The sequence below is a fragment of the Stenotrophomonas sp. Steno-C15 genome, assembly GCF_056393265.1.
On record NZ_JBWJPF010000012.1, the window covers coordinates 83727 to 107406 of the forward strand.

The following is a 23680-nucleotide window of genomic DNA, read 5'->3' on the forward strand; positions in this document are numbered from 1 at the left end:
CCGGCCTCAGGCCGCGGCTTGCCGGAATTCAGGAGTGCGCGACAGCAGCGAGAGCGAGAACACGCCCCAGTCCTGGCCGTCAGCATGGAAACCGCGCTCGACGAAGTGCCCGTAACGACCCTCGGCCAGGCTGCCGGCCTCGATCTGCTGGTCGGCTTCGAAGCTGCGCTGGCCGAACAGTTCGTCGATGGTCAGTGCGACGTCACCGCCGGCCTGGCGCATGATCAGCACGCGCTGCCCTTCCTGCTGCACGGTGCGTGTGCCTTCCAGGAAGTACTTCAGGTCGACCACCGGGAACAGGTTGCCGCGCAGGTTGCCCACGCCCAGCAGCCAGGGCTGCGCGCAGGGCACGGGCGTGACCGGCGGCATCGGCACGATCTCCACCACTTCGCGGAAATCGGACACCAGCCGGCGCTGGCCGACGCGATAGCCGACGCCTCGCCACAGGTCCTGGACGAATTGCCGGCCCGGCAGCTGCACCGCATGGGCCAGGCTGCGCCGTTCGTAGGCTTCGAGAATGTCGAAAGGCGAGCGCATCAGGCCACCAGTTCGTTGATCCGCGCGATCAGTTCATCCTCGCGCGGCGGCTTGACGATGTAGTCGGCCGCACCCTGGCGCAGCCCCCACGCCTTGTCGGTCTCCATCGCCTTGGTACTGACGATGATGACCGGGATGTGCCGGGTCGCGGCGTCGCGGGCCATCGCCCGGGTGGCCTGGAAACCGCTCATGCCCGGCAGGACCACGTCCATCAGCACCAGCTGCGGCACCTGGTCGCGGACAAGCTGCAGGCCATCCTCGGCGTTGTCCGCTTCCAGCACCTCGTGGCCGGCACGGCGCAGCCACTGGGTGAACACCGCGCGGTCGGTCGGTGAATCCTCGATCAGGACGATACGAGCCATTGTGCCTTTCCCCCCTGGTCAGGCGTTGACGTATGTGCGGATGGCACCCAGCAGTTCTTCGCGCGTAAAAGGCTTGGTCAGGTACTGCTCCGACCCGACGATGCGCCCCCGCGCCTTGTCGAACAGGCCGTCCTTGGACGACAGCATGATCACCGGGGTCGCCTTGAACAGCTGGTTTCCCTTGATCAGCGCGCAGGTCTGATAGCCATCCAGACGCGGCATCATGATGTCGACGAAGATGATCTGCGGCTGCTGGTCGGCAATCTTCGCCAGCGCTTCAAAGCCGTCGGTGGCGGTGACCACCTCGCAGCCTTCGCGCTTGAGCAGCGTTTCCGCAGTCCTGCGGATGGTCTTCGAATCATCGATGACCATCACCCGGAGTCCTGCGAGTTCCCCGCCCGCAGTCGTGTTTTCAGTCATTGCCTATCCCCAAGCGCACGGCCCGGTCTCAGGCGGGGGCCGCTACGAAAGCGTATCTATATCGCACTTTCCGCGCCCGCTTCAAGGCCGGCCCATCACGCGGGCCGTGCTACCGGGCTGAACGTGACGGGGTTCGCATACGGTGCGCGGCCCGGGGGACGGACGCAGCGTTGCATCGCCGCGGGGAGGCGCACGGCGGGCGTTGCCGCTACCATCAACGCCTTGCCTGACAGGTGCGCCCATGCCGTTGAACGTCATCGTGGTGATGGACCCCATCGCCCACATCAAGATCGCCAAGGACACCACCTTCGCCATGCTGCTGGAAGCCCAGCGCCGCGGCCATGCCCTGCACTACGTGCGGCCGGGCGGACTGGCCCTGGAAGGTGGCGTGGCGGTGGCCCAGACCGCCCCGCTGCGGGTCCGCGACGACCCCGCCGGCTGGTACGAGCTGGGCGGGTTCAGCCGGACCGAGTTCGGTCCCGGCCAGATCGTGCTGATGCGCAAGGATCCGCCGGTCGATGCCGAATACGTTTACGACACCCAGGTGCTGGACGTGGCCGCTGCGGCCGGCGCCTGCGTGGTCAACAATCCGCAGGGCCTGCGCGACTACAACGAAAAACTGGCCGCGCTGCTGTTCCCGCAGTGCTGTCCGCCGACCCTGGTCAGCCGCGACGCCAAGGCATTGAAGGCCTTCGCGCTGGAACATGGCCAGGCCGTGCTGAAGCCCCTGGATGGCATGGGAGGGCGCTCGATCTTCCGCAGCGGCCAGGGCGACCCGAACCTGAACGTGATTCTGGAAACGTTGACCGACGGCGGACGCAGGCTGGCGCTGGCACAGAAGTTCATCCCGGACATCAGTGCCGGCGACAAGCGCATCCTGCTGATTGACGGCGAGCCGGTCGACTACTGCCTGGCGCGCATTCCGCAGGGCGACGAGTTCCGCGGCAACCTGGCCGCTGGCGGGCGCGGCGAAGGCCGTCCGCTGAGCGAGCGCGACCGCTGGATCGCCGCGCAGGTGGGACCGGAAATGAAGCGCCGCGGCATGCGCTTCGTTGGCCTGGATGTGATCGGCGACTACCTGACCGAAGTCAACGTCACCAGCCCCACCTGCGTGCGCGAACTGGACGCGCAGTACGGCCTGAACATCGCCGGCACGCTGTTCGACGCGCTCGAGGCCGGCCTGCGCTGATGCCCGCCGCACCCGCCGTCCTGCCACCGCCGCCGCGCGAAGCGCAGCGCCTGGGTGCCGCCCTCACCCTGTCGGTGCTGGTCCACGTCCTGCTGATCCTGGGGGTGGGTTTCGCCGTGAAGGGCGAGGCCCCACTGGTGCCCACGCTGGAAGTGATCTTCAGCCAGACCCGCACCGCGCTGACGCCGAAGCAGGCGGACTTCCTGGCCGCCGCCAGCCAGGAAGGCGGCGGTGACCACGACCGCGCGCAGCGTCCGCGCGACAACCAGGCCGGGATCGTGCCGCAGGCCCAGGCCGGGGTCAGCCCGGTGCCACAGCAGCAGCAATCCGCAGCGCCCGTGCCACCGCCGCAGGCCCGCGTGGTCAGCAGCCGCAATGGCCAGGACACGGTGGCACGTGCGCAGGCCCAGCCAACGCCACTGGAACCGGTGCCGGACGCACCGATGACCGCACGCGAGCAGCGCGATGCGGAGATGGCGCGGCTGGCAGCCGAGGTCCACCTGCGCTCGGCGCAGTACGCCAAGCGACCGAACCGCAAATTCGTCTCGGCCAGCACGCGCGAATATGCCTATGCCAATTACCTGCGCGCCTGGGTCGACCGCGCCGAGCAGGTGGGCAACCTGAACTATCCGGACGAGGCACGGCAACGCCGTCTCGGCGGCCAGGTGGTCATCAGCGTTGGCGTGCGTCGCGATGGCAGTGTGGAAAGCAGCCGCATCCTGCGTTCAAGCGGAACACCGCTGCTGGATGAGGCCGCGCTGCGGGTGGTGATGCTGGCACAGCCGTTCCCGCCGCTGCCGCGTACCGAGGACGGGATCGACATCCTGCAGGTCACCCGCACGTGGGTGTTCCTGCCCGGCGGCGAACTGCGCGACGACCGGTAGGGGGTGTTGCCCGGGCCTGCGGCCCGGGACCCGCTGAAGGCAACGGCAACGGCAACAGCAACGTCAACAGCAAAAGCGGCGGTCAGTGTAGTGACGCCTGGCGGGGCGGTGTCGGGCGGCGGGGACGCCGCAGGTACGTCTGTGCAGGCTCAGCCGTTGGCCTTCGCCTTGGCCTCGCGCGCGGCCTGCTGCTCGACCAGGGTCAAGGCCACGTTGTCGCGCAGGTAGGCCGGTTCCACCCTCTCCGGCGCGATGCCCTCGCCACGTGCCAAGGCCGGCACCGCCAACGCCAGCACGTCCGATGCCCGCGGCAGCGCCGCGGCGTCGAACCCCCGCAGGCCCGCCCCCAGCTGCGTGACCAGCGCGCCCTCGGCCGCACCAAATCCAGTGCCGACACCGAACACCGACAGATCGTCCGGCAACGCTACTGCGGCCGGTGCGCACACCCGCTCTGCATCGTACGGCATCGGCAGGCCGTCCACGCGCTCGAAACGCGCGACGTAGAGTTCGCCCATCCGTGCATCGATCGCCGACAGGATCTGCCTTTCTTCTGCCGGCGCACGCAGCGCCAGCACCTGCAGGGTCGATACCGGCAGCAGCGGACGGTCCAACGCCAGTGCGATGCCCTGGGCAAGGGCGATCGCCAGGCGCACCCCGGTGAAGGCACCCGGACCACGACTGAGTGCGATGCCATCGAGCTGGCGGCGGCTGATACCGGCCTCGGCCAGCAGCGCGTCGGCCCACGGCAGGCTCAGCTCGGCATGCCGGCGCGGGGCGATCTCGAAGCGTTCCAGGACCTGCCCGTCCACGTGCAGGGCAACGGAACAGGCTTCGGTGGCGGTTTCAAAGGCGAGCAGTTTCATCGGGTCGGATCAGAACAGGGGGAACGTGCCACCCGGGGCGGGGTGCGTGGCCGCCACAGGGACGTCCGGCGCTCCAGCATCGGTGGCGGGGTGCCATTGTGGCGCAAAGAAGGACTGCACATCGGCCAGACTGCGGGTCCGGCGGAAAGGTGGCAGCGAGTCGAGGAAGACCCGGCCATAGCCACGGTTGAGCAGCCGCGGGTCGCACAGCACCAGCACGCCGCGATCGCTCTCACTGCGGATCAGCCGGCCGACGCCCTGCTTCAGCGCGATCACGGCCTGCGGCAGCTGCTCGTCGCGGAACGGATTGCCCCCCTGGCTGCGGATCGCCTCCAGCCGCGCCTCGTAGACCGGATCGTCCGGCGCGGCAAAGGGCAGCTTGTCGATCACCACGACGCTCAATGCTTCGCCGACCACGTCCACCCCTTCGCGGAAACTGGCCGAGCCCAGCAGCACGCCGTTGCCGGAGTCGCGGAACTGCTGCAGCAGCGTGGCGCGTGGCGCCTCGCCCTGCACGAACAGCGGCCACGGCCCATCGCGCAGCGCCTCGGCCGCTTCGCGCAGGGCCCGGTGCGAGGCGAACAGCAGGAATGCCCGGCCCTGCGAGGCCTGCAGCACCGGCCGCAGGACCTGGATGAGCGAGGTGCCGAACCCCCGCGCGGCGGGATCGGGCAGGCCTTCGGGCAGGTAGCACAGTGCCTGCTCGGGCCAGTTGAATGGACTGGACTGGACCAGTGTCTGCGGATCATCCAGGCCGAGCCGGCGGGCGATGTGATCGAAGCCACCGCCGACGGTCAGCGTCGCCGACGTGAAGATCCATGCGGCACGACTGCGCTCGCGATGCTCGCGCAGCGGACCGGACACATCCATCGGCGTACGCTGGCAGCGGAATCCGCGCGGGGTAAGTTCGTACCAGAGCACATCGGCGCTCGCCGCCTGCGCAGGGTCGGCATCGAAATCAAGCGCCGGTTCGTCATCGCCCAGCCAGCGCCCCAGACGCGATACCGCCTCGCGCGCACGTGCGTGGCAGGCATCGAGGCCTGCGGCGGCTTCGCGCAGCGGCTGCAGCGCCTGCTCCAGATTCACCAGACCGGTCATCACCGCATCAAAGCCATCGCGCACCTGCGGCATCGCCAGTGCGCGCCACTGCGTGCCACGGGATGGCAGGCCATCCATGGCCGAGCGCAGCGCACGCAGTGCCTCCTGCAGCTGATCGACCGGCGCCTGCAGCGCTGACTGTGCGCCACCGACACCGCGCGCCTCGGCCAGACAGTCCCGGCCCAGCTCCTGCCAGGGTCGCATGCCGAAGCCCTCACCGAAGAACTGCGCTGCCAGTTCAGGCAACTGGTGCGCCTCATCGATGACGAAGGCCTGTGCGCCCGGCAGCAGCTCTCCGAAGCCCTCCTGCTTCAGCGCAAGATCGGCCAGCAGAAGATGATGGTTGACCACCACCACGTCCGCAGCCTGAGCGCGTTGCCGCGCGCGCACCACGAAGCAGTCATCCCAGAACGGACACTCGGTGCCCAGGCAGTTGTCGACGGTGGAGGTAACCATCGGCAGCAAGGGTGAGTCATCGGCCAGGCCTTCCAGTTCCGCGATGTCGCCATGTTCGGAACGACCGGACCAGGCCAGGATGCGCTGGAACTGCGCCGCCTGCTCCGGGCTGGAGAAGCGTGGCTCGCCACGCGCCTGCTGCAGGCGGTAACGGCACAGGTAATTGCTACGCCCCTTCAGCAGCGCGCTGCGCAGGCCGACCCCCAGTGCCTGGCGCACGCGTGGCAGGTCGCGATGGTAGAGCTGGTCCTGCAGCGCGCGGGTACCGGTGGAAATGATCGTGCGCAGGCCGGACAGCAGCACCGGCACCAGGTAGGCGAACGTCTTGCCGGTACCGGTGCCGGCCTCGGCCAGCAGCAGGTCGCGCTGCTGCAGCGCATCGGCGATGGCCTCGGTCAGGCGCAGCTGTGCCGGACGCGGGACGAAGGCATCCAGGTGCGAGGCAAGCGCGCCGCCTGCGCTGAGTGCTTCGCGGCTGGCGTGGACAAGGTCGGACATCAGACGGAAAGGATACCGGGCCGGGCGCTGCCCGGCACCCGTTTGTAGCGTCGAGCTTGCTCGACTGAACTGGAAGGGGTCAGAGCCGTTTCCTTTCGGAAAACGGCTCTGACCCCATCGCGAGCGCGCGACCGGCTTCTGATCTTTCTGTTCTCGCCCGCGGCCCGCGCGGCGTGTGACGCGCCCGATGGAGGGGAATACCTCAGTACCGCTTGATGCCCGGTACCGTGCACCCTTCCAGCTGTGCATGCGCCGACACCGCGTTCTCCTTCTCCCCGCGCGCCAGCCGTGACTGCTCGATCGTCGCCCAGTGGCGCCGGCACAGCGGCCCGGTCTTCGACCCCAGATCGATGGCCTTGCGCGCGAACGTCTCCGCCTCCGACCACTTGCCCTGCAGCAGGGCGATTTCGGCCCGCTCCTGCAGCACTGCGGGGTCTGCGGCGACGATCTGCAGCGCCTGATCCAGGCTGGCGGCGGCGGCCGGCAGATGGTTGGCCTGGCGCTGCGTCAGCGCGGTCTGGCGCAGATCCTCAACCTGTGGATCGCGCAGCGGCTGCACCGACAGTTCCTTGTCATCCGGTCCCGCCGCCGCTTCGACCGCAGCCAGGCGCTGCACCGGCGTGGTGGTAGCGGCGACCGGCTTGACCACCGGCGGCGCGCTGCTGACACAGGCGGCCAGCACCACAGTGAGGCCGGCCAGGGTGAGCGGATGCAGGAAAGTTCGAAGCGTCATCGGATTCATCGACTCGGAGGAGGAGTGGTCGCCGCCGGCGCGGCTGCGGGTTCTTCCGCCGGTTCCGGCTTGCGATCCAGGCCGAACCAGCTGCGCCAGCCACCGCCTTCGCTGCCGGCGCCGTCCTGGGCTTCGGGCGAAACCGCCGGCGCGCAGGGCGCATATGCCGGCGCATAGCCGACCACGAACGGGAAGCGCCGCGCGCCCGGACAGCCCTCATCGGTACTGTTGGTGCCGCTGGCGGCGATCGGCTGCCAGTCCAGCCCCTTGTTGCTGACCCGCAGCGGCGCGCTCGGCAGGCGCTGGAAGATGCCCGACCACACGCGCATCGCACCGGTGGCGCCATACAGCCCGGCCTGCTCGTTCTGGTCGTTGCCCATCCAGATCACCGCCAGGTGGTCGCCGGTGTAGCCGGCATACCAGCTGTCGCGGCCATCATTGGTGGTACCGGTCTTGCCGGCCGGCTGCAGGCGGCCCAGGCCGTCTGCGTTGAGGCGCTGCGCGGTGCCGCTGGCAACCACCTGCTGCAGGCCGATGCTGATCAGGTTGGCCGCGATCGAATCGCCTTCCTGCGCCGGCGCAGGCGACTTGTCATAGCGCTTGAGCAGCTTGCCCTGCGGATCAAGCACGCCACGCACCGCGTGCAACGGCTGGATCTCGCCGCCCGAGGCCAGGAACTGGTACAGCTGCGCCATCGCATACGGGCTCTGGTCGGTCGAGCCGAGAATCACGGCCGGATTCGGTTCGGCCTTGATGCCGGCCAGCACGTGGATCAGCTGGGTCACACGCTCTGGACCGACCTGCATGCCGACCCGCACCGTGGCCTGGTTGTAGGAATTGGCCAGCGCATCGATCAGCCGCACGGTGCCATGGCTGCGGTTGTCCGCATTGCCCGGGCTCCAGTTGCGGCCACGGCTCAACTGGACGGTCACCGGCGAATCGTCAACCCAGCTCGCCAGCGAGTAGCGGTCTGGCTGGGCCAGCGCCAGCAGGTACACGAACGGCTTGAGCAGCGAGCCGACCGGTCGCTGCGCCTCGATGGCGCGGTTGAAGCCGACCTCGGAGACCTCGCGGCTGCCGATCACTGCCAGCACGTCGCCGTTATGCACATCGGTCAGCACCATGCCGGCCTGCAGCTCGGGACGGCGCTTGCTCTCCAGCGACTTGATGGTACGGGTCACAGCGCCTTCGGCGTAGGCCTGCGCGGACGGCGACATGCCGGTCATGACGCTCAGGCCCGCGCCCTGCAGTGCGGACTCGGGATAATCGTGGCCGAGCTGGCGACGGACCAGATCGACATAGGCCGGGAAGCGGTTGGCGGCGACCAGGCCCGGTGTCTTCGGCACCCCCAGCGGAGCCTTCAGCGCCCGCTGGTATTCGGCATCGTCGATCAGCGCCGCTTCGCGCAGCTTGCCCAGCACGAAGTTGCGACGATCCAGCGCACGTTCCGGGTTGCGCCGCGGGTCGTAGTAGGACGGGCCCTTGACCAGGCCGATCAACAGCGCGATGTGCTCGGTTTCCAGCGACGACAGGTCGCGGCCGAACCAGAATTCGGCGCCGGAGGACATGCCATGGATCGCCTGGCTGCCGCGCTGGCCCAGGTACACCTGGTTCAGATACGCCTCGAAAATGGTGCGCTTGTCGTAACGCGCTTCCATGATCAACGCATACAGCACTTCATTGAACTTGCGGGTGAGGGTCTGCTCCTTGCCGATGCCGAGCAGGCCGCTGCGGGCCAGCTGCTGGGTCAGCGTGGACGCACCCTGCCGGCTCTGCCCGCCGGAACGGACGGTCACCCAGACCGCACGGGCGATGCCCGACAGGTCGATGCCGTGATGGCGGTTGAAGTCCTTGTCCTCCACCGCCTGCAGGCCGGTCACCAGCAGGTCCGGCGCCTCGTCCATGCGGATCAGGCGACGCTCTTCCTGCTTCTGGCCGTACAGCGTGGCGATGCGTGCCGGATCCAGGCGGGCGGCCTTGAGCGCCTTGCGGCTGTCGGCATCGCGCAGCGACGCGACGGTGCCGCCAGCGAGCGACAGCTCGACGCGACGTGCGGCCACCCGGCCATCGACGTCGGCGTAGCCACGGCTGGCAATGACGAAGCGGCCACCCTTCACCGCGTAGGTGGCCGGCTCCCTGCCTTCGCCGTCATCGCGGTAGGCGGACGCGGCCAGTTCGGTCTTCAGGGTCGCCGCATCCATCGCCTTGCCGGGCGTCAGCACCAGCGGGCGGGCGTAGACACGGGTCGGGATCTGCCAGCGCAGCTCTCCGAAACGCTGGGTCACCTGCTGGTTGAGGTACAGGGTGTACGGGATCAGGAAACCCAGTCCCAGTGCGACCGCTGCCATGCTCCAGGTGATCAGCCTGCGTCGCCAGGGCGAGCTGCCGCCCTCCTGGTCGTCGTCGTCGAAATCGTCGTGGTCGTCGGAATCGTAGCGTCGGGGCACGGGAAAAGCATGGCAGGGGCGTCAGCGGAGTCTACCCCAGCCCTTTCCCCAAGACAGGTTCGATCGGTCGTCCGTTCAGCGATGGCCCGGCGGCAGCGGACCGGCCCGGCCGCGGATGCCGTCCCACAGCCCCTTCAACATGAACCGCAACCGAATCCAGCGCGGCGCCAGGAACAGCCCGTTGCCCACCAGCTTCAGCAGCAGGCGTGGCACGTCCTGCGCGATCCAGACCCGCGGCGTATAGGCGCGCCCGTAGAGCAGCACGCGGTTGCGCATGATGAAATACAGGCGGAACGGCTTGTGCACGATCACGCCGTCCGGCTTCGCCCGCGACGGCAGCAGTTCCTCGCCGATGCTGTGGCTCATCTGCGCATCGCAGATTCCGTACAGCGCGTGGCCACTGCGTTTGGCGCGGAAGCACCAGTCCATGTCCAGGTTGTCGATGAACAGGCTTTCGTCCATCGCACCGATGTCACGCAGCGCCGACATCGGCACCAGCGATCCGGACGTGATGAGGAAGTCGCAGGAGATGCGCTGGCCCGGGCCGCCACGCAGCTTGTGGTTGAAGGGGAAGCCGAAGCGGACGAACGGGGCCAGCATGCCGCTGCGTGCGTCGCGGAACTGCGGTCCCACCGCAGCGATCCGCTCATTGCCCGCCAGCTCGACCAGCGCGGTGCCCAGCACGTCGACCATGCCTGGCTCCAGCACACTGTCCTGGTCCATCAGCAGCACGTAGTCAAACCCCAATGACTGCGCCTGCTCATACGACCGGTTCAGCGCACTGCCGAGCCCGACGTTGTGCGGCGAGGCCAGCAGGCTGATGCCGGGCGCCGCGCCCAGCAGCGCTTTCACATCCACACCTCGGCTGCCGTTGTCGAACACCACCAGATGCCCGACCTGCTGCAGCACGCTGTCGACCACCCGCCGCAGCAACTCCGGATCGGGGCCATAAGTAACGATCACGGCGCAGACGCGGTGCGCGTCGAAGGCAGCACGCGCTGCCGGCATCTGCGAAGTCATTGGATTCCCTGCACGAGGTCGCTGGCCGCCGAACGCAGGCCGTTGGAAAAACGATGATAGCGGCCACTGCCCAGCTCACGGGCGATGTGCAGCATGCGGGACGGCAGCCGGGTTGGCGCGCAGGCCCGCGCCTCGGCATGGCGCAGACGCTGGTCCAGTGTCGCCAACTGTGCGGCATCCAGTGCCGGCCGGCCCAGCCGCGCCTGCTCCTGCAACGAGCGCAGGCGGGCCAACGCCGCCGCGAGGTAGGTGCGGCGCGCGGAACCACTGCCCACGGCCCGCTCCAGCAGCCCGCGCTGGCGCGCGCCCACCTGGTTGTCGCCATGCTGCCGGTAGTCGGTGGTGATCGCTTCGATGCTGTCCAGGCCACCGCTTGCCGCCGCCACCAGCGCCAGCCATTCGTCGTGGATCCAGCCCTTGGCCACCGGCAGCGCCTGCGTGATCAGGCCACGCCGCAGCGCGGTCACGGCGCCGGTCACCAGATTGCGGCCCATCAGCAGCTCGAAGCCTTCACCGCGGTGTTCCCGGTCCAGGTCGCGGCGGCTGATCGACAGCGCCTGGAACAGGGTCGCCGGCAGCGGCCGGCCCTGCGCATCGACCAGCCGTGCATCGCTGTGCAGCAGTTGTACCGTGGGCCGCACGGCGAACGCCTGCAGGAAGGTGGCGACCTTGTCCGCATGCCACACATCGTCCTGGTCGCACAGGAAGACGATGTCGCCGCTGCAGGCCGACAACGCGGTTTCGAAATTGCGCACGTAACCGACGTTCTGCTCCTGCTGCCGCAGCACCACCTCGATGCCGGCCGCACGCAGCGCTTCAGCCTCGTGCAAGAGCACGGCCCAGGTACCATCAACAGAAGCATCGTCGACCACCACCACCTGTGTCGGCAGTACGCTCTGCGCGGCGATGCTGCGCAGTTGGGCGGCGACATAGCGCTCACCCTGCCAGGTACACAAGGCAACGGAGACGGTGGGTGCGACGCTGGACATGTTCTGGGGAGCGGCCGGAGCGGCTGGACTATACCCGACTGGCACCACCGGCACGAATGGTCGTCGCATCAGCGCGGCTGCGGCTCGCCACCTGCGCGCCGCAGCCGTTCCTCGAATGGCGGCAGTTCGGCCAGGTCCGGTTGCAGCCGCCGCGCCTGCTCGGCGGCATGCGCGGCAAATGCCAGATCGCCGCTTCCCAGCCGTTCGCTGCCGATCGCCAGCCAGCGCTGGGCCAGGCGCAGCCGTGCGGTCGGCAACCCGGCGTCGGTCGGCGCCAGCGTCTGCCACGCCTGCAGACAGGCGCCGGCGGCCTGCACCCGGTTCTGCCGCAGGTTGTCGTCGAAGCACTGGCGGCTGGCCGGCAGCAGCCGCGTGGCAGCCGCTTTCACGCGGGTGTCGCGTGGGGCCAGCGACTGCGCTTCGCGCAGCGCATCGAAGGCACTGTGCCCGGGCGGACTGATCCATTGCCCTGCACGCTCGGCGCGTTCGACCTGGCGCAGGTGATCACGCAGCAGACGCTCACGCTGGCTGTTGCTGATCGACGGCTGCTGCAGGGCCTGCTGCGCCTGCCGTGCACGCTGCAGGCGCTGCTCGAGCTGCTGCCTAGCCGCTGCCGAGGCACCCAGCGACGCTGCCAATGCGGCATCGCGCTGTGCCGCCTCGAACTGGAAGTCATCGGCCCGCTTCTGGCTGCGTGCGAGGACCGCCTGCAGTGTCTGCTCCCGGCCGCGCTGGGCACTGGGATCGTCGGCCGCCACCGCCAGGACCGCCTGGAAGCCCGCCGCCGCCGCTTCCAGCTGCTGTCGTTTCAACGCACGCTGCGCCTGCCGCAATCGCTGATCCATCGCCTGCGCCAATGCTTCCTGGCTGGCCGGCAGGTCGGCGTGCCCGGCATCGAACTGACGTGCCCGCTGCACCACCGCGGCCGCGTCGGCCAGATCACCTCGCGCGGCCAGGGCACGCGCCTGCTGCAGCAGGTCACTCAGTGCATCCTCGCGACCTTCCAGCGCCGATAGGTTGTCCGGCTGCAGGGCCAGAATGCGCTGGAACATCGGCAGGGCGCTGCTGTCGCCGTCATCCAGGCGCCCAGCGGCGAGTGCGTTGCGCGCCTGCGCAAGCATCGCGCCAATCCCTGCCCCGGCCGTGCGACGTGCCTGCAGCTGGCGCGCCAGCGCATCGGTCTGGCTCTGCGGCACCTGCAGCTCGCGTGCCAGCGCCAAGGCCTGCGCACTGGCGTCCAGTTCCCCGGCCTGCAGCCGGTCCCGCGCCTGCTGCAACGCAGCGGCACCGGTCCGTGCCAGGCCCTCGCGCGCCTGCGGGCGATCGCCGTCGAGCGCAAGCGCGGCCTGGTAGCGCTCGCGCGCACCACTGCCATCGATGGCGCTCAGCCGTCCCGCCGCCAGCGCACGATCACCTTCGGCCAGCAGCTGTTCGATCTGCGGTTCGTCCCAGAACCAGTCCGCCAGCGGCTTGCGCAGCAGCACCAGCAGCACGAACACCGCCATCGCCGCCACCAGCGCCCAGCGCCAGACCCGGCGCGCATGCCGCGCCTGCAGCCACCACCAACGGCCTTCACGGCGGACGCGGTCCAGCGCAGGATGATCGGCGCCGTGAGGGCGATGCGGAGGCTCGCGTTCCATGCGTGCAGGGTAGCCGGGGTGGCGTGAAGCTCAGCCGAGGCGACGTGCCTCGCTGACACCGGGCAAGGCATCGAGCTTGCCCAGCAGCGTCGACAGCTGTCCGTAATCGCTCACCTTCAGCCGCAGGCGCAGGTGGGCACGGCCGCTGTTGCGCACGTTGTCGCTGTGGATGTCGAGCACGTAGGCGTCTTCCTGGGCGATCAGGTTGGTGATGTCCTTCAGCAGCCAGCGGCGATCGACCGCATCGACCACCACGTCCACTTCGTAACCGCCGCCCGCCTGCCCCCATTCCACCGGCAGGATGCGTTGCGGGCTGGCCGCGGCAAGGCGGGCCAGCGCTGCACAGTCTGCGCGATGCACCGTGACACCCCGGCTACGGGTCAGGTAGCCGACGATGGGTTCGCCCGCCACCGGCTGGCAGCAGCGTGCCAGCTGCACCAGCAGGTTGCCCACGCCCTGCACGGTGAACTTGGACTTGCCCAGGTTCTCGCGCCGTGCGGTCGGGCGTGGCAGGGTCGGCGGCGGCGCTGGCTGGCTGGCCGCACGTTCGGCCTCCAGCAGCGCGCGGCTGATCTGGTTGGGGCCGGTATCGCCCAGCGCCACCTGGATGTACAGGTCGTCGACGCTGTCGGCATGGAACTTCTTCGCCGCGGCCGCCAGATCCGAATGCTGCAGCCCGAGCCGCTTGAGCTCGCGCTCCAGCAGTTCGCGGCCGGCCTGCACGTTGCGCGCGCGGTCAAGCTTGTGGAACCAGCTGCGTACCTTCTCGCGCGAGCGGTTGCTGGCCAGGAAGCCGTTGGCCGGTATCAGCCAGTCGCGGCGCGGATCGGCCTCCTTGCCGGTAAGGATCTCCACCCGGTCGCCGCTGCGCAGGCGGTAGGTCAACGGCACGATGCGGCCGTTCACCTTGGCGCCGCGGCAGCGGTGTCCCACCATGGTGTGCACCTGGTAGGCGAAGTCCAGTGGCGTGGCCCCCTGCGGCAGATCCAGCACTTCGTCCTTCGGGCTCAGCGCATAGACGCGGTCTTCGGTGAGCTCCGCATCCAGTGCCCCGGCCAGTTCATTGCCCTGCCCGTCCTGCGCCTGCTCCAGCAGCTGGCGCATCCAGGTGATCTTGCGGTCGAAGGACTTTTCGGCGCCCTTGCCACCTTCCTTGTACTTCCAGTGCGCAGCCACGCCCAGTTCGGCCTGCGCATGCATCTCGTGGGTGCGGATCTGCACTTCGATGGTGCGCCCTTCCGGGCCGACGACGGCGGTGTGCAGCGAACGGTAGTCGTTGGCCTTGGGTCGGGCGATGTAATCATCGAACTCGCTCGGCACCGGCGCCCACAGCGCGTGCACCACGCCCAGCACGGCGTAGCAGGCCGCGACGTCGTCGACCATCACCCGCACCGCACGGATGTCATACAGCTGGTCGAACGCCAGCCGCTTCTTCTGCATCTTCCGCCAGATGCTGTAGATGTGCTTCGGCCGCCCGCTGACCTCGGCCTTGATGCCCTGGGCCGAAAGTTCGCGCGAGAGCACCTTCTTGACGTTCTCGACGTAACGCTCGCGGGCGATGCGCGTTTCATCCACCTCGCGGGCGATGCGTCGGTAGGTGTCCGGCTCCAGATGGCGGAACGCCAGGTCTTCCAGCTCCCACTTCAGCTGCCAGATGCCCAGGCGGTTGGCCAGCGGGGCATGGATGTCGCGGGTCAGCTGGGCCAGCGCGCGGCGCTGCTCCTCCTCCAGCCTGTCGGCCGCGCGCATGCGCGCCAGCTGCCGCGCCAGCAGGATCGGCACCACCCGCAGGTCGCGGATGATCGCCAGCAGCAGCCGGCGCAGGCCCTCACTGTTGCGTCCTGCCTCGCGACCGGCGTGCAGCGCCCATACCGGGTCGGCCGCGTCCTGGCCGTCGAGCAGGCCGATCACCGCCGCCCGGTGGCTGCCAAGCGGCAACTGCTCCAGGTGGGCGCGCAGGCCGGGCAGGTCGAACAGCAGGGCCGCGACCACCGCGCCTTCGTCCGCCGAGAGCATTGACAGGGCATCGAGGGTGTCGCCCAGCACCGACCAGCTGGCGCGCATCTGCGTGTCAGTCCCGGCAGCTTCCCAGTACTCGCGCAGGGCCTGGCGCAGCGGAGCGGGCAGCACCGCTGCCGAGGGACGGTTCAACAAGGCATCCAGGCCGGGGACGGAAGCGCGGTTCACAGCATCGAGCAGGCAAGACAGAGGCCCCTACACTAGCGCCGGCACCGTTCAGGGACAATCGCCACCGCTGCATCGCCGGGCATGAGCACATGCCGCTACACTCGCGGGCAAACCCCGGAGAGACCTGTCATGCCTTCCATTGTCCTGCGCGCCCGTCCACGGCTGCTGGCCTGTGCCGCCGTGCTGTTGTCCCTGTCCGCGCCCGCCCTGGCGCAGCGCGTGGTGGAGGGCGATCTGCAGCAGCAGATGTCACCGGCCGAGTTCAAGGCCGCCGGCCTGGACAAGCTCAGCGCCGCCGAACTGGCCTCGCTCAACCGCTGGCTGCAGGGCAAGGTCGAAGCCGCTGCCACCGAGGCGGTTGCCGCCGTGCGCGAGGAAGCGCGCGAGGAGGGGCGACAGGAAGTGATCCGCAAGAACCGTGGCTTCTTCGACTTCGGCAGCAATGAGCCGATCACCGGTGTGCTGCAGGGCGAGTTCCGCGGCTTCGGCAAGGGCCGCGTCTATTCGCTGGACAACGGCCAGCAATGGGAACAGACCGACACGACGTCAATTTCCGGTGTCCGCAGGCAATCACCCAAGGTCAGCATCACCCCGGGCGTGATGGGTGTGTGGTACCTGAAGGTCGAGGGCGTCAATACCCAGCCCAAGGTCCGTCGCACCAAGTAACGCGCAATCCGTCCGAATGCAGCCGGGCACTGCCCGGCTGCACGCTTCATGCCTGGCGCAGTGCCGCCACCCGCTGCGCCAGCTTCTTGGCCGAGATGCCGGTGCGCGCCCCCAGTTCCTGGGCGAACAGCGAAACCCGCAGCTCCTCCAGATCCCAGCGCAGCGCCTGCCACTGTGGCCGCTCGCGCAGGCCCTGCTGTTCACCGGCAGCCAGCGCCTCCAGGAACGGATGCAGTTCCAGCATGCGCGCCTGGTCACGTGGCGGGTCACGCTTGGCACGTTCGGTGCGAAGGATCATCGCCTTCAGGTAACGGGGATACTGGGCCAGCGCATCAGCCGGGGTGTCGCGCAGGAAGCCGGGGTGGATCAATCCCGCCAGCTGCGCTTCCATGTCGTCCAGGTTGCCCCGTGCCCAGCCCATCAACGGCGTTTCCAGCATCGGCTTCAGTTCCGCCACCAGCGCCAGGATGGTCTCGGCCAGCTTCAGCCGCGACATCGCCTCGCCAAACAGGGCCTTGGCTGCATGCTCGCGGCGCTGTTCGAAGGCCGCCGCATCGCGGATGCTTTCCAGTCCTTCGGCCAGCACGGCGTTCATCGCCGCATCGACCAGATCGCCTCGCAGGCGCTCCTGCGATTCGATCGCCGCATACAACAGGCCCGTCTTGGCACCGACCGGCAGCTGCTTGCGGGCCTGCTTGACCTTGTCGGCCAGCGCTATCTCCAGCAGGCGGCGCACGCCCAGTGGGTGGGCCTCCTCGGCCTGCTGGCGGTCGGCGAAGATGCGCAGGGCCACACTGTCACCCTCGTCCAGCAGCGCCGGATAGGCGGGCACGCCCGCCTCACCGGGTACCTGCAGTGGAATCGGCGCAGCCGGGAAGGTGCGCAGCCCATCGGCCGCCATCTCGCGACCGGCACGCGCGGCAAAGGCATCACCGGCTCGGCCGCCGAATCGCGCCCGCAACGCGTCGAGGTCACGTGAGGTGGCCAGCACCTTGCCCTGCTCGTCGCGCAGTCGCAGATTCATGTGCAGATGCGGCTCGATGGAATCCGGCTCGAAATCAGTCGCCGCGACTGGGGCGCCGGTCGCGCGCGACAGGAAGCGTGCCAGTTCGCCGGTGATCGCATCGGCACTGGCATTGGGGAACGCCTCATGGAACGCACGGCCGAAATCCGGGGCCGGCACATAATTGCGGCGCATCGCCTTGGGCAGGCTGCGGATCAGCGCTGCCGCCTTGTCGGCGACGAAGCCTGGCGCCAGCCAGCCCAACTGCACTGGATCGAGTGCGTTGAGCAGGTGCAGCGGCACCTCCAGGGTGACACCATCATCTTCGGCACCCGGCTCGAAACGGTAGTGCAGCGGCAGCCTTGCCTGGCCCAGCGGCAGATACTTCGGATAACGCTCCTGTTCGCTGCCTTCGCCCGGCAGCAGGTCCGCCAGCGTCCAGTGCAGCCCCTTGCGCTGTGCGGGCGGCAGTTCCTTCCACCACGCGTCCAGGCCGGATGCCGAATGGATGTGGGGGGGAACCCGGTCCAGATACCAGCGCGCCTGCCAGTTTTCATCGGCAACGATGCCAGCCCGGCGCAGCTTCGCTTCTTCCTCGCGCGCCACCTCCAGCACCTTCTGGTTGTCTGCCACGAAGCTGGCGCGGGTGTTGATCTCGCCGGTCACCAGCGCCTGCCGCACGAAGATGTCGTGCGCCTCGCCGGGTGCGATGCGTCCGTAATGCACCGGCTTCTTCGGCGCCAGCACCAGACCGAACAGGCTGATCTGTTCCGATGCCAGCACCTGGCCCTGCGCACGCGACCAATGCGGGTCGAAGTGCTTGCGCAGGAGCAGGTGCGGCAGCTCGGCAATCACCCAGTCCGGCTCGATCGCCGCCAGGGTCATGCCCCACACCTTCTGCGTGTCGAGCAGGTTGGCCACCAGCAACCAGGGGGGTGGCCGCTTGGACAGCACGGAACCGGGGAACGGCAGGAAGCGGCGCTGGCGCGGCGCGAGGAAATCCCCCTTCTCGGTGCGATGGCCGATCTGCGTAGGCAGGCCCGCCACCAGTGCACGATGCAGCGTCTGATAGGCCGAAGCCCGCACGCGTTCACTGAAGCCGCCGCCGGCAGGCGCCTGCTCTTTCTGCGCCCGTGCCGCCACCGGCGCCGGCACGGCCTCCGCCTTGCCCTCGCGGGCCAGGCGGGCAGCGCGGTGCAGCTGGCCCCGCGTGGCTTTCACCGCTGCCGCGTCATCACGTGCGGCCGCCGGCGCACTGCTGCCCGCCAGCAACGGTGCCATCGATGCTTCCACGGGCTCTTCCTTCCAGCCCAGCTCCTCGCACAGCAGGCGTAGTTGGCGATGCAGCTCGCGCCACTCGCGCATGCGCAGGAATCCAAGGAAATGCCGCCCGCACCAGTCGCGCAGCTTGGACTGGGTCAGGTCTTCATGGGCCTGCCGGTAGGCATCCCACAGGCGCAGCACGCCGACGAACTCGGAGCGGCCGTCGGCGAACTGGGCATGCGCGGTGTCGGCGGCCCCCCGTGCCTCGGCCGGTCGCTCGCGCGGGTCCTGGATGCCCAGGAACGAGGCGATCACCAGCATCGGCCGCAGGCAGCCGGCCGCCTGTGCCGCCACCAGCATGCGTGCCAGCTTCACATCCACCGGCAGGCGCGCCATCTGCTTGCCGATCGCGGTCATGCGCCGCTCGCTGTCGATCGCGCCCAGCTCGGTCAGCTGCTGCCAGCCATCGGCCACCGCACGTTCGTCCGGTGCTTCCAGGAAAGGAAAATCCTCGATGCGGCCCAGACCCAACTGCAGCATGCGCAGGATCACCCCGGCCAGGCTGGAGCGGCGGATTTCCGGATCGGTGAACTCCGGCCGGGCCTGGAAATCGGCCTCCGCATACAGGCGATAGCAGATGCCCTCGGCGATACGGCCGCAGCGGCCCTTGCGCTGGTTGGCGCTGGCCTGCGAGATCGGCTCGATGTGCAAGCGGTCAAGCTTGTTGCGCGGGCTGTAACGCTTGACGCGGGCGAAGCCCGGATCGACCACATAACGGATACGCGGCACCGTCAGCGAGGTCTCGGCCACGTTGGTGGCCAGCACGATGCGCCGGTTCGGCCCGGGGTTGAACACCCGGTCCTGGTCCTGGTTGGACAGCCGTGCATACAACGGCAGCACCTCGGTATTGCGGTACCGGCGTCGCTCCAGCGACTGGTGGGCGTCGCGGATCTCACGTTCACCCGGCAGGAAGATCAGCACATCGCCCCGCGCGTCCAGGCGCGTGATCTCGTCGATCGCCGACACGATCGCATCGTTGACGGTGCGTTCGCCCTCCTGCTCGCCCTCGCCTTCCAGCGCGCGGTAGCGCACCTCGACCGGATAGGTACGGCCCTCTACGCTGATCACCGGCGCGTCGTCAAAATGCTGGGCGAAACGGTCGGTGTCGATGGTGGCCGAGGTGACGATCAGTTTCAGGTCCGGCCGCTTGCGCAGCAGCTGCTTCAGATAGCCGAGCAGGAAGTCGATGTTGAGGCTGCGTTCATGCGCTTCATCGACGATGATCGTGTCGTAGTTCGACAGCCAGCGGTCGCTGGCGATCTCCGCCAGCAGGATGCCGTCGGTCATGAACTTGATGCGGCTGTCCTCGCTGACCTTGTCGTTGAAGCGCACCTGGTAGCCGACCAGCTGGCCCAGCTCACTGTGCAGCTCCTGTGCCACGCGGCTGGCCACCGCGCGTGCGGCGATCCGGCGCGGCTGGGTGCAACCGATCATGCCGGCCTGGCCACGGCCGGCGGCCAGGCACAGCTTGGGCAGCTGGGTGGTCTTGCCCGAGCCCGTTTCGCCCGCGATCACCACCACCTGGTGATCCCGGATCAGCGCGATGATGGCATCGGCTTCACGCGCAATCGGCAGCTGGGGGTCCAGAGTAATGGCTGGTTGCTGCTGCGCCCGTTTCTGCCGGCGCTGCACCGACGCCTGCAAGGCCTGCTCGAAGGTAGCAGCCAGTGCCGCATCCTGTGGCTTGGCCTGGCAACGCGAGAGCATCCCCAGCAAACGGCCCCGGTCGCGGCTCATTGCGCCGTCGATGGCGGCGCGCTGTTGGCGCAGGCGGGACTGCGGCATTTTGTCGATAGCGTTCATCAATCGGTTCGTTTAAAACTTTGAAAGCAAACAGTCGTCAAGACTGATTTATTGTGAAGACCAACGATTCCACAAGGAGGAACCCCATGGCGAAGACCAAGAGCCCGACCAAGGCCAAGACCGGCAAGCAGAAGCTTGCCGCTGCGGCGCCGTCGGCCCCCAATATCGATATCGGGATCACCCAGGGCGACCGCAAGAAGATCGCCGACGGTCTGTCGCGCTTCCAGGCCGACGCGTTCACGCTCTACCTGAAGACGCACAACTTCCACTGGAACGTGACCGGGTCGATGTTCAACTCGCTGCACACCATGTTTGAAACACAGTACACCGAGCAATGGGCGGCCCTGGACGATGTGGCCGAGCGCATCCGCGCGCTGGGCTTCAATGCCCCGGGCTCCTACCGGGAGTTCGCTGCGCTGACCTCGATCGCCGAGGAGCCGGGCCTGACCGACAGCGCGGACTGGCGGGAAATGGTACGCCAGTTGGTGGTCGCCAACGAAGCGGTCTGCCGTACGGCGCGTGAAGTGCTAGAGGTGGCGGCCAAGGGCGATGATGCCCCGACCGAGGATCTGATGACCCAGCGCCTGCAGACCCACGAGAAGTATGCGTGGATGCTGCGCTCCCTGCTGCAGTAAGGGTTGGGGGGTGTTCGGCAGGGCTGCGCCCTGCACCCGCAGAAGCAACTGCAACGGCAACGGCCGGAGCAAAAGCGGGTTTCCTGTGGGTTGGCGGGGTGGGTCCGGTTGCGGGGGACGCCGCAAGTACGTCCCTGTAGGCTCGGTCGCGCCATCCATGGCGCTCACGCCCCCGCAACCGGACCCACCCCGCCTTCGACAGATCTCCGCGAGCTGTCAGGACATGCCTTGGGATCGGATCCGTTTTCCGCAGGAAAACGGATCCGACCCCATTCTGTTTGTCGATATCTGACAGATTTCATCCACGCAGGGCGTGGATGGCCCCACCGTCACCGGGAAACTGTCGAAGGTGAGGCGGTGTCGGAGTGCGGGGTGTCAGCCGCATGGATGCGGCTGCCAAGCCTACACGGACGTACTTGCGGCGTCCCCGCACTCCGACACCGCCCCACCAGACCGCGGATCAGCCCAGAGCCGGCTGTTGCCTTTGACGTTGCACTGGCTTGCAGCAGGTGCAGGGCGCAGCCCTGCCGAACCCCTACCCCTCCCTCCGGGGTAAACTAGCGCGATGGCTTCCCGTCCCGCGCACGACCTGCTCAACCGCGTCTTTGGTTACGACGATTTCCGTGGTCCGCAGCAGGACATCGTGGAGCACGTGGCTGCCGGTCACGACGCCCTGGTGTTGATGCCCACCGGCGGTGGCAAGTCGCTGTGCTACCAGGTGCCCGCCCTGCTGCGCGACGGGTGCGGCATTGTCATCTCACCGCTGATCGCACTGATGCAGGACCAGGTCGAAGCCCTGCGCCAGCTGGGCGTGCGCGCCGAATACCTGAACTCGACGCTGGACGCGGACACTGCCGGCCGCGTCGAACGCGAACTGCTGGCCGGTGAGCTGGACATGCTCTATGTCGCACCCGAGCGCCTTCTGACGGGTCGCTTCCTGTCCCTGCTCTCGCGCAGCCGGATCGCCCTGTTCGCGATCGACGAAGCCCATTGCGTGTCGCAATGGGGCCATGACTTCCGCCCCGAGTACCGCCAGCTGACGGTGCTGCACGAGCGCTGGCCGCAGATTCCCCGGATTGCCCTGACAGCCACCGCCGATCCGCCGACCCAGCGCGAGATCGCCGAGCGCCTGGACCTGCAGGATGCCCGCCATTTCGTCAGCTCCTTCGACCGCCCCAACATCCGCTACACCGTGGTACAGAAGGACAACGCACGCAAGCAGCTCACCGATTTCCTGCGCGGTCATCGCGGCGAGGCGGGCATCGTCTACTGCATGTCGCGGCGCAAGGTCGAGGAAACCGCCGAGTACCTGCGCGGACAGGGCTTCAACGCCCTGCCCTACCACGCCGGCCTGCCCGCCGACGTCCGCGCGGACAACCAGCGCCGCTTCCTGCGCGAGGACGGCATCGTCATGTGCGCCACCATCGCCTTCGGCATGGGCATCGACAAGCCGGACGTGCGCTTCGTTGCGCATACCGACCTGCCCAAGTCGATGGAAGGCTACTACCAGGAAACCGGCCGCGCCGGCCGCGATGGCGAAGCGGCCGAAGCATGGCTGTGCTACGGCCTGGGCGACGTCGTGCTGCTCAAGCAGATGATCGAGCAGTCCGAAGCCGGCGAGGAACGCAAGCAGCTGGAGCGGTCCAAGCTCGACCACCTGCTCGGCTACTGCGAATCCATGCAATGCCGCCGCCAGGTGCTGCTGGCCGGCTTCGGGGAGACCTATCCCCGCCCCTGCGGCAACTGCGACAACTGCCTGACCCCGCCAGCGGCATGGGACGCGACAGTTCCCGCGCAGAAGGCACTGAGCTGCGTCTACCGCAGCGGCCAGCGCTACGGCGTCGGCCATCTGATCGACATCCTGCGCGGCAGCGAGAACGAGAAGGTGCGCCAGCAAGGTCATGACCAGCTCAGCACCTACGCCATCGGCCGCGACCTGGATGCAAGGACCTGGCGCAGCGTGTTCCGCCAGCTGGTGGCCGCCAGCCTGCTCGAAGTGGACAGCGAAGGCCACGGCGGCCTGCGCCTGACCGATGCCAGCCGCGACGTACTGAAGGGCCGCCGCACGGTGAACATGCGCCGCGAGGCTGCGACCAGCGCCGGCCGCGAACGCAGCGCGCAGCGCACCGGCCTGTCGGTCCCCCCGCAGGATCTGGCCCTGTTCAATGCCCTGCGCGGCCTGCGTGCCGAACTGGCCCGCGAGCAGAACGTGCCGGCCTTCGTGATCTTCCACGACAGTACCCTGCGCAACATCGCCGAACAGCGCCCCACCAGCCTGGACGAGCTGGCCCGGGTCGGCGGCATCGGTGGCACCAAGCTGAGCCGCTATGGTCCGCGCCTGGTGGAAATCGTGCGCGAAGAGGGGTAGCGCCCGGCCTCCTGTAAAGCCGAGCCCACGCTCGGCTGCCATTGCCGCAGAAGCAGCCGAGCGCGGGCTCGGCTCTACATTGGTGCCGCTCCAATCTTGAACCGGCCATTCAGCCGGAAGTGCATCCGGGCCCGCTTGCGGCTAGATTAGCGCCATGTCCCTGGCCTCTACCCTGCTCCGCGTCGTGCTCATGCTCAGCCTGTTGCTCAACGGGCTGAACGCGGCCATGGCCAGCGGTCATGAGGAGATGGGCCGCATGGCCCACGTGATGATGGCGACGATGGCGGGCGACGCCGACTGCCATCACCACGCCGCCATGTCCGCCGACGAGGCGCCGCAGGCCCAACCGGCGGCCCACGATGCGCATTGCCAGATCAAGGACTGCCTGCGCAGCTGTGCCCAGCATCCCCTGCTGGCGGTGCAGGCGCTGCCCTTCATGGCCGGTCCCGGCCTGTCGCTGACACCGCAGCCGATGCCGGCCAACGGCCGCCCGGCGCCGCCGTTGCCGCCACTTTCCCGCCCCCCCATCGCCTGATCCACACGCGTCGTGCGCCACGCG

18 protein-coding genes are annotated in these 23680 nt (G+C 68.5%); 6 read left to right on the forward strand and 12 right to left on the reverse strand.

All coding sequences use genetic code 11. From position 1 onward, the window contains the following. Positions 1-6 precede the first annotated feature (6 nt). Genes AC06FB_RS11175 through pilG form a run of 3 tightly spaced genes read right to left on the reverse strand, consistent with a single transcriptional unit; the run spans position 7 to position 1319 of the window. Entirely contained in the window at positions 7-537 is a 531-nt protein-coding gene (locus tag AC06FB_RS11175) for a chemotaxis protein CheW (RefSeq protein ID WP_053518924.1), read from the reverse strand. Then, positions 537-899 carry a response regulator gene (locus AC06FB_RS11180; RefSeq protein ID WP_053518925.1) on the reverse strand — a complete coding sequence of 121 codons (363 nt, stop codon included), beginning with the start codon at positions 897-899 and terminating at the stop codon, positions 537-539. The genes AC06FB_RS11175 and AC06FB_RS11180 overlap by 1 nt, the downstream gene beginning before the upstream one ends. A gap of 18 nt (positions 900-917) precedes the next feature. Next, entirely contained in the window at positions 918-1319 is a 402-nt protein-coding gene (pilG, locus tag AC06FB_RS11185) for a twitching motility response regulator PilG (RefSeq protein WP_005418455.1), read from the reverse strand. Between the two features lie 241 nt (positions 1320-1560). Here pilG and gshB point away from each other — a divergent pair, with 241 nt between their 5' ends. Continuing rightward, positions 1561-2508, forward strand: a complete 948-nt coding sequence (gene gshB / locus AC06FB_RS11190; protein WP_053518927.1) for a glutathione synthase — start codon at positions 1561-1563, stop codon at positions 2506-2508. Continuing rightward, complete coding sequence (locus AC06FB_RS11195) at positions 2508-3392, forward strand: TonB family protein (RefSeq protein WP_478053701.1); 885 nt, start codon at positions 2508-2510, stop codon at positions 3390-3392. The genes gshB and AC06FB_RS11195 overlap by 1 nt, the downstream gene beginning before the upstream one ends. A 149-nt stretch (positions 3393-3541) precedes the next feature. Here AC06FB_RS11195 and tsaB read toward each other — a convergent pair whose 3' ends face one another. The 8 genes from tsaB to AC06FB_RS11235 all read right to left on the reverse strand — a co-directional run bounded on the left by tsaB (position 3542) and on the right by AC06FB_RS11235 (position 15323). After that, positions 3542-4255, reverse strand: coding sequence for a tRNA (adenosine(37)-N6)-threonylcarbamoyltransferase complex dimerization subunit type 1 TsaB (gene tsaB / locus AC06FB_RS11200; RefSeq protein WP_180876599.1), 714 nt, complete (start codon positions 4253-4255; stop codon positions 3542-3544). Between the two features lie 9 nt (positions 4256-4264). Continuing rightward, the gene (locus AC06FB_RS11205; RefSeq protein WP_253118623.1) at positions 4265-6307 is read right to left on the reverse strand and encodes a DNA repair helicase YoaA; all 2043 of its coding nucleotides are present in this window, start codon (positions 6305-6307) and stop codon (positions 4265-4267) included. Between the two features lie 202 nt (positions 6308-6509). After that, complete coding sequence (locus AC06FB_RS11210; protein ID WP_478053702.1) at positions 6510-7049, reverse strand: hypothetical protein; 540 nt, start codon at positions 7047-7049, stop codon at positions 6510-6512. Beyond that, the gene (gene mrcB, locus AC06FB_RS11215; RefSeq protein ID WP_065174782.1) at positions 7046-9487 is read right to left on the reverse strand and encodes a penicillin-binding protein 1B; all 2442 of its coding nucleotides are present in this window, start codon (positions 9485-9487) and stop codon (positions 7046-7048) included. Before mrcB ends, AC06FB_RS11210 begins: the two co-directional genes overlap by 4 nt. A gap of 75 nt (positions 9488-9562) precedes the next feature. After that, on the reverse strand, positions 9563-10507 hold the full coding sequence (locus tag AC06FB_RS11220) for a glycosyltransferase family 2 protein (RefSeq protein ID WP_111186726.1): 945 nt from the start codon (positions 10505-10507) through the stop codon (positions 9563-9565). Continuing rightward, positions 10504-11496, reverse strand: a complete 993-nt coding sequence (locus AC06FB_RS11225; RefSeq protein WP_164152986.1) for a glycosyltransferase — start codon at positions 11494-11496, stop codon at positions 10504-10506. The genes AC06FB_RS11220 and AC06FB_RS11225 overlap by 4 nt, the downstream gene beginning before the upstream one ends. Positions 11497-11564: 68 nt before the next feature. Further along, positions 11565-13136: an MATE family efflux transporter gene (locus AC06FB_RS11230; protein WP_164152987.1), complete on the reverse strand. Its 1572-nt coding sequence runs from the start codon at positions 13134-13136 to the stop codon at positions 11565-11567. A gap of 30 nt (positions 13137-13166) precedes the next feature. Next, on the reverse strand, positions 13167-15323 hold the full coding sequence (locus tag AC06FB_RS11235) for a bifunctional (p)ppGpp synthetase/guanosine-3',5'-bis(diphosphate) 3'-pyrophosphohydrolase (protein WP_053518941.1): 2157 nt from the start codon (positions 15321-15323) through the stop codon (positions 13167-13169). Positions 15324-15452: 129 nt separating this feature from the next. Between AC06FB_RS11235 and AC06FB_RS11240 the strand changes: the two genes are divergently transcribed. After that, complete coding sequence (locus AC06FB_RS11240; protein WP_065174777.1) at positions 15453-15989, forward strand: hypothetical protein; 537 nt, start codon at positions 15453-15455, stop codon at positions 15987-15989. 46 nt (positions 15990-16035) lie between these two features. On the opposite strand, the gene hrpA is transcribed toward AC06FB_RS11240, so the two are convergent. Beyond that, positions 16036-20118: an ATP-dependent RNA helicase HrpA gene (hrpA, locus tag AC06FB_RS11245; protein ID WP_478053703.1), complete on the reverse strand. Its 4083-nt coding sequence runs from the start codon at positions 20116-20118 to the stop codon at positions 16036-16038. A gap of 86 nt (positions 20119-20204) precedes the next feature. Between hrpA and AC06FB_RS11250 the strand changes: the two genes are divergently transcribed. From AC06FB_RS11250 to AC06FB_RS11260, 3 genes are all read left to right on the forward strand, one after another. Continuing rightward, on the forward strand, positions 20205-20753 hold the full coding sequence (locus tag AC06FB_RS11250) for a Dps family protein (protein ID WP_053518946.1): 549 nt from the start codon (positions 20205-20207) through the stop codon (positions 20751-20753). A 565-nt stretch (positions 20754-21318) separates the two neighbouring features. After that, a complete protein-coding gene (gene recQ / locus AC06FB_RS11255; RefSeq protein ID WP_053520157.1) occupies positions 21319-23121 on the forward strand; it encodes a DNA helicase RecQ in 1803 nt (600 codons plus the stop codon). A gap of 154 nt (positions 23122-23275) precedes the next feature. After that, positions 23276-23656, forward strand: coding sequence for a CopL family metal-binding regulatory protein (locus tag AC06FB_RS11260; protein WP_053520158.1), 381 nt, complete (start codon positions 23276-23278; stop codon positions 23654-23656). Positions 23657-23680: the final 24 nt, after the last annotated feature.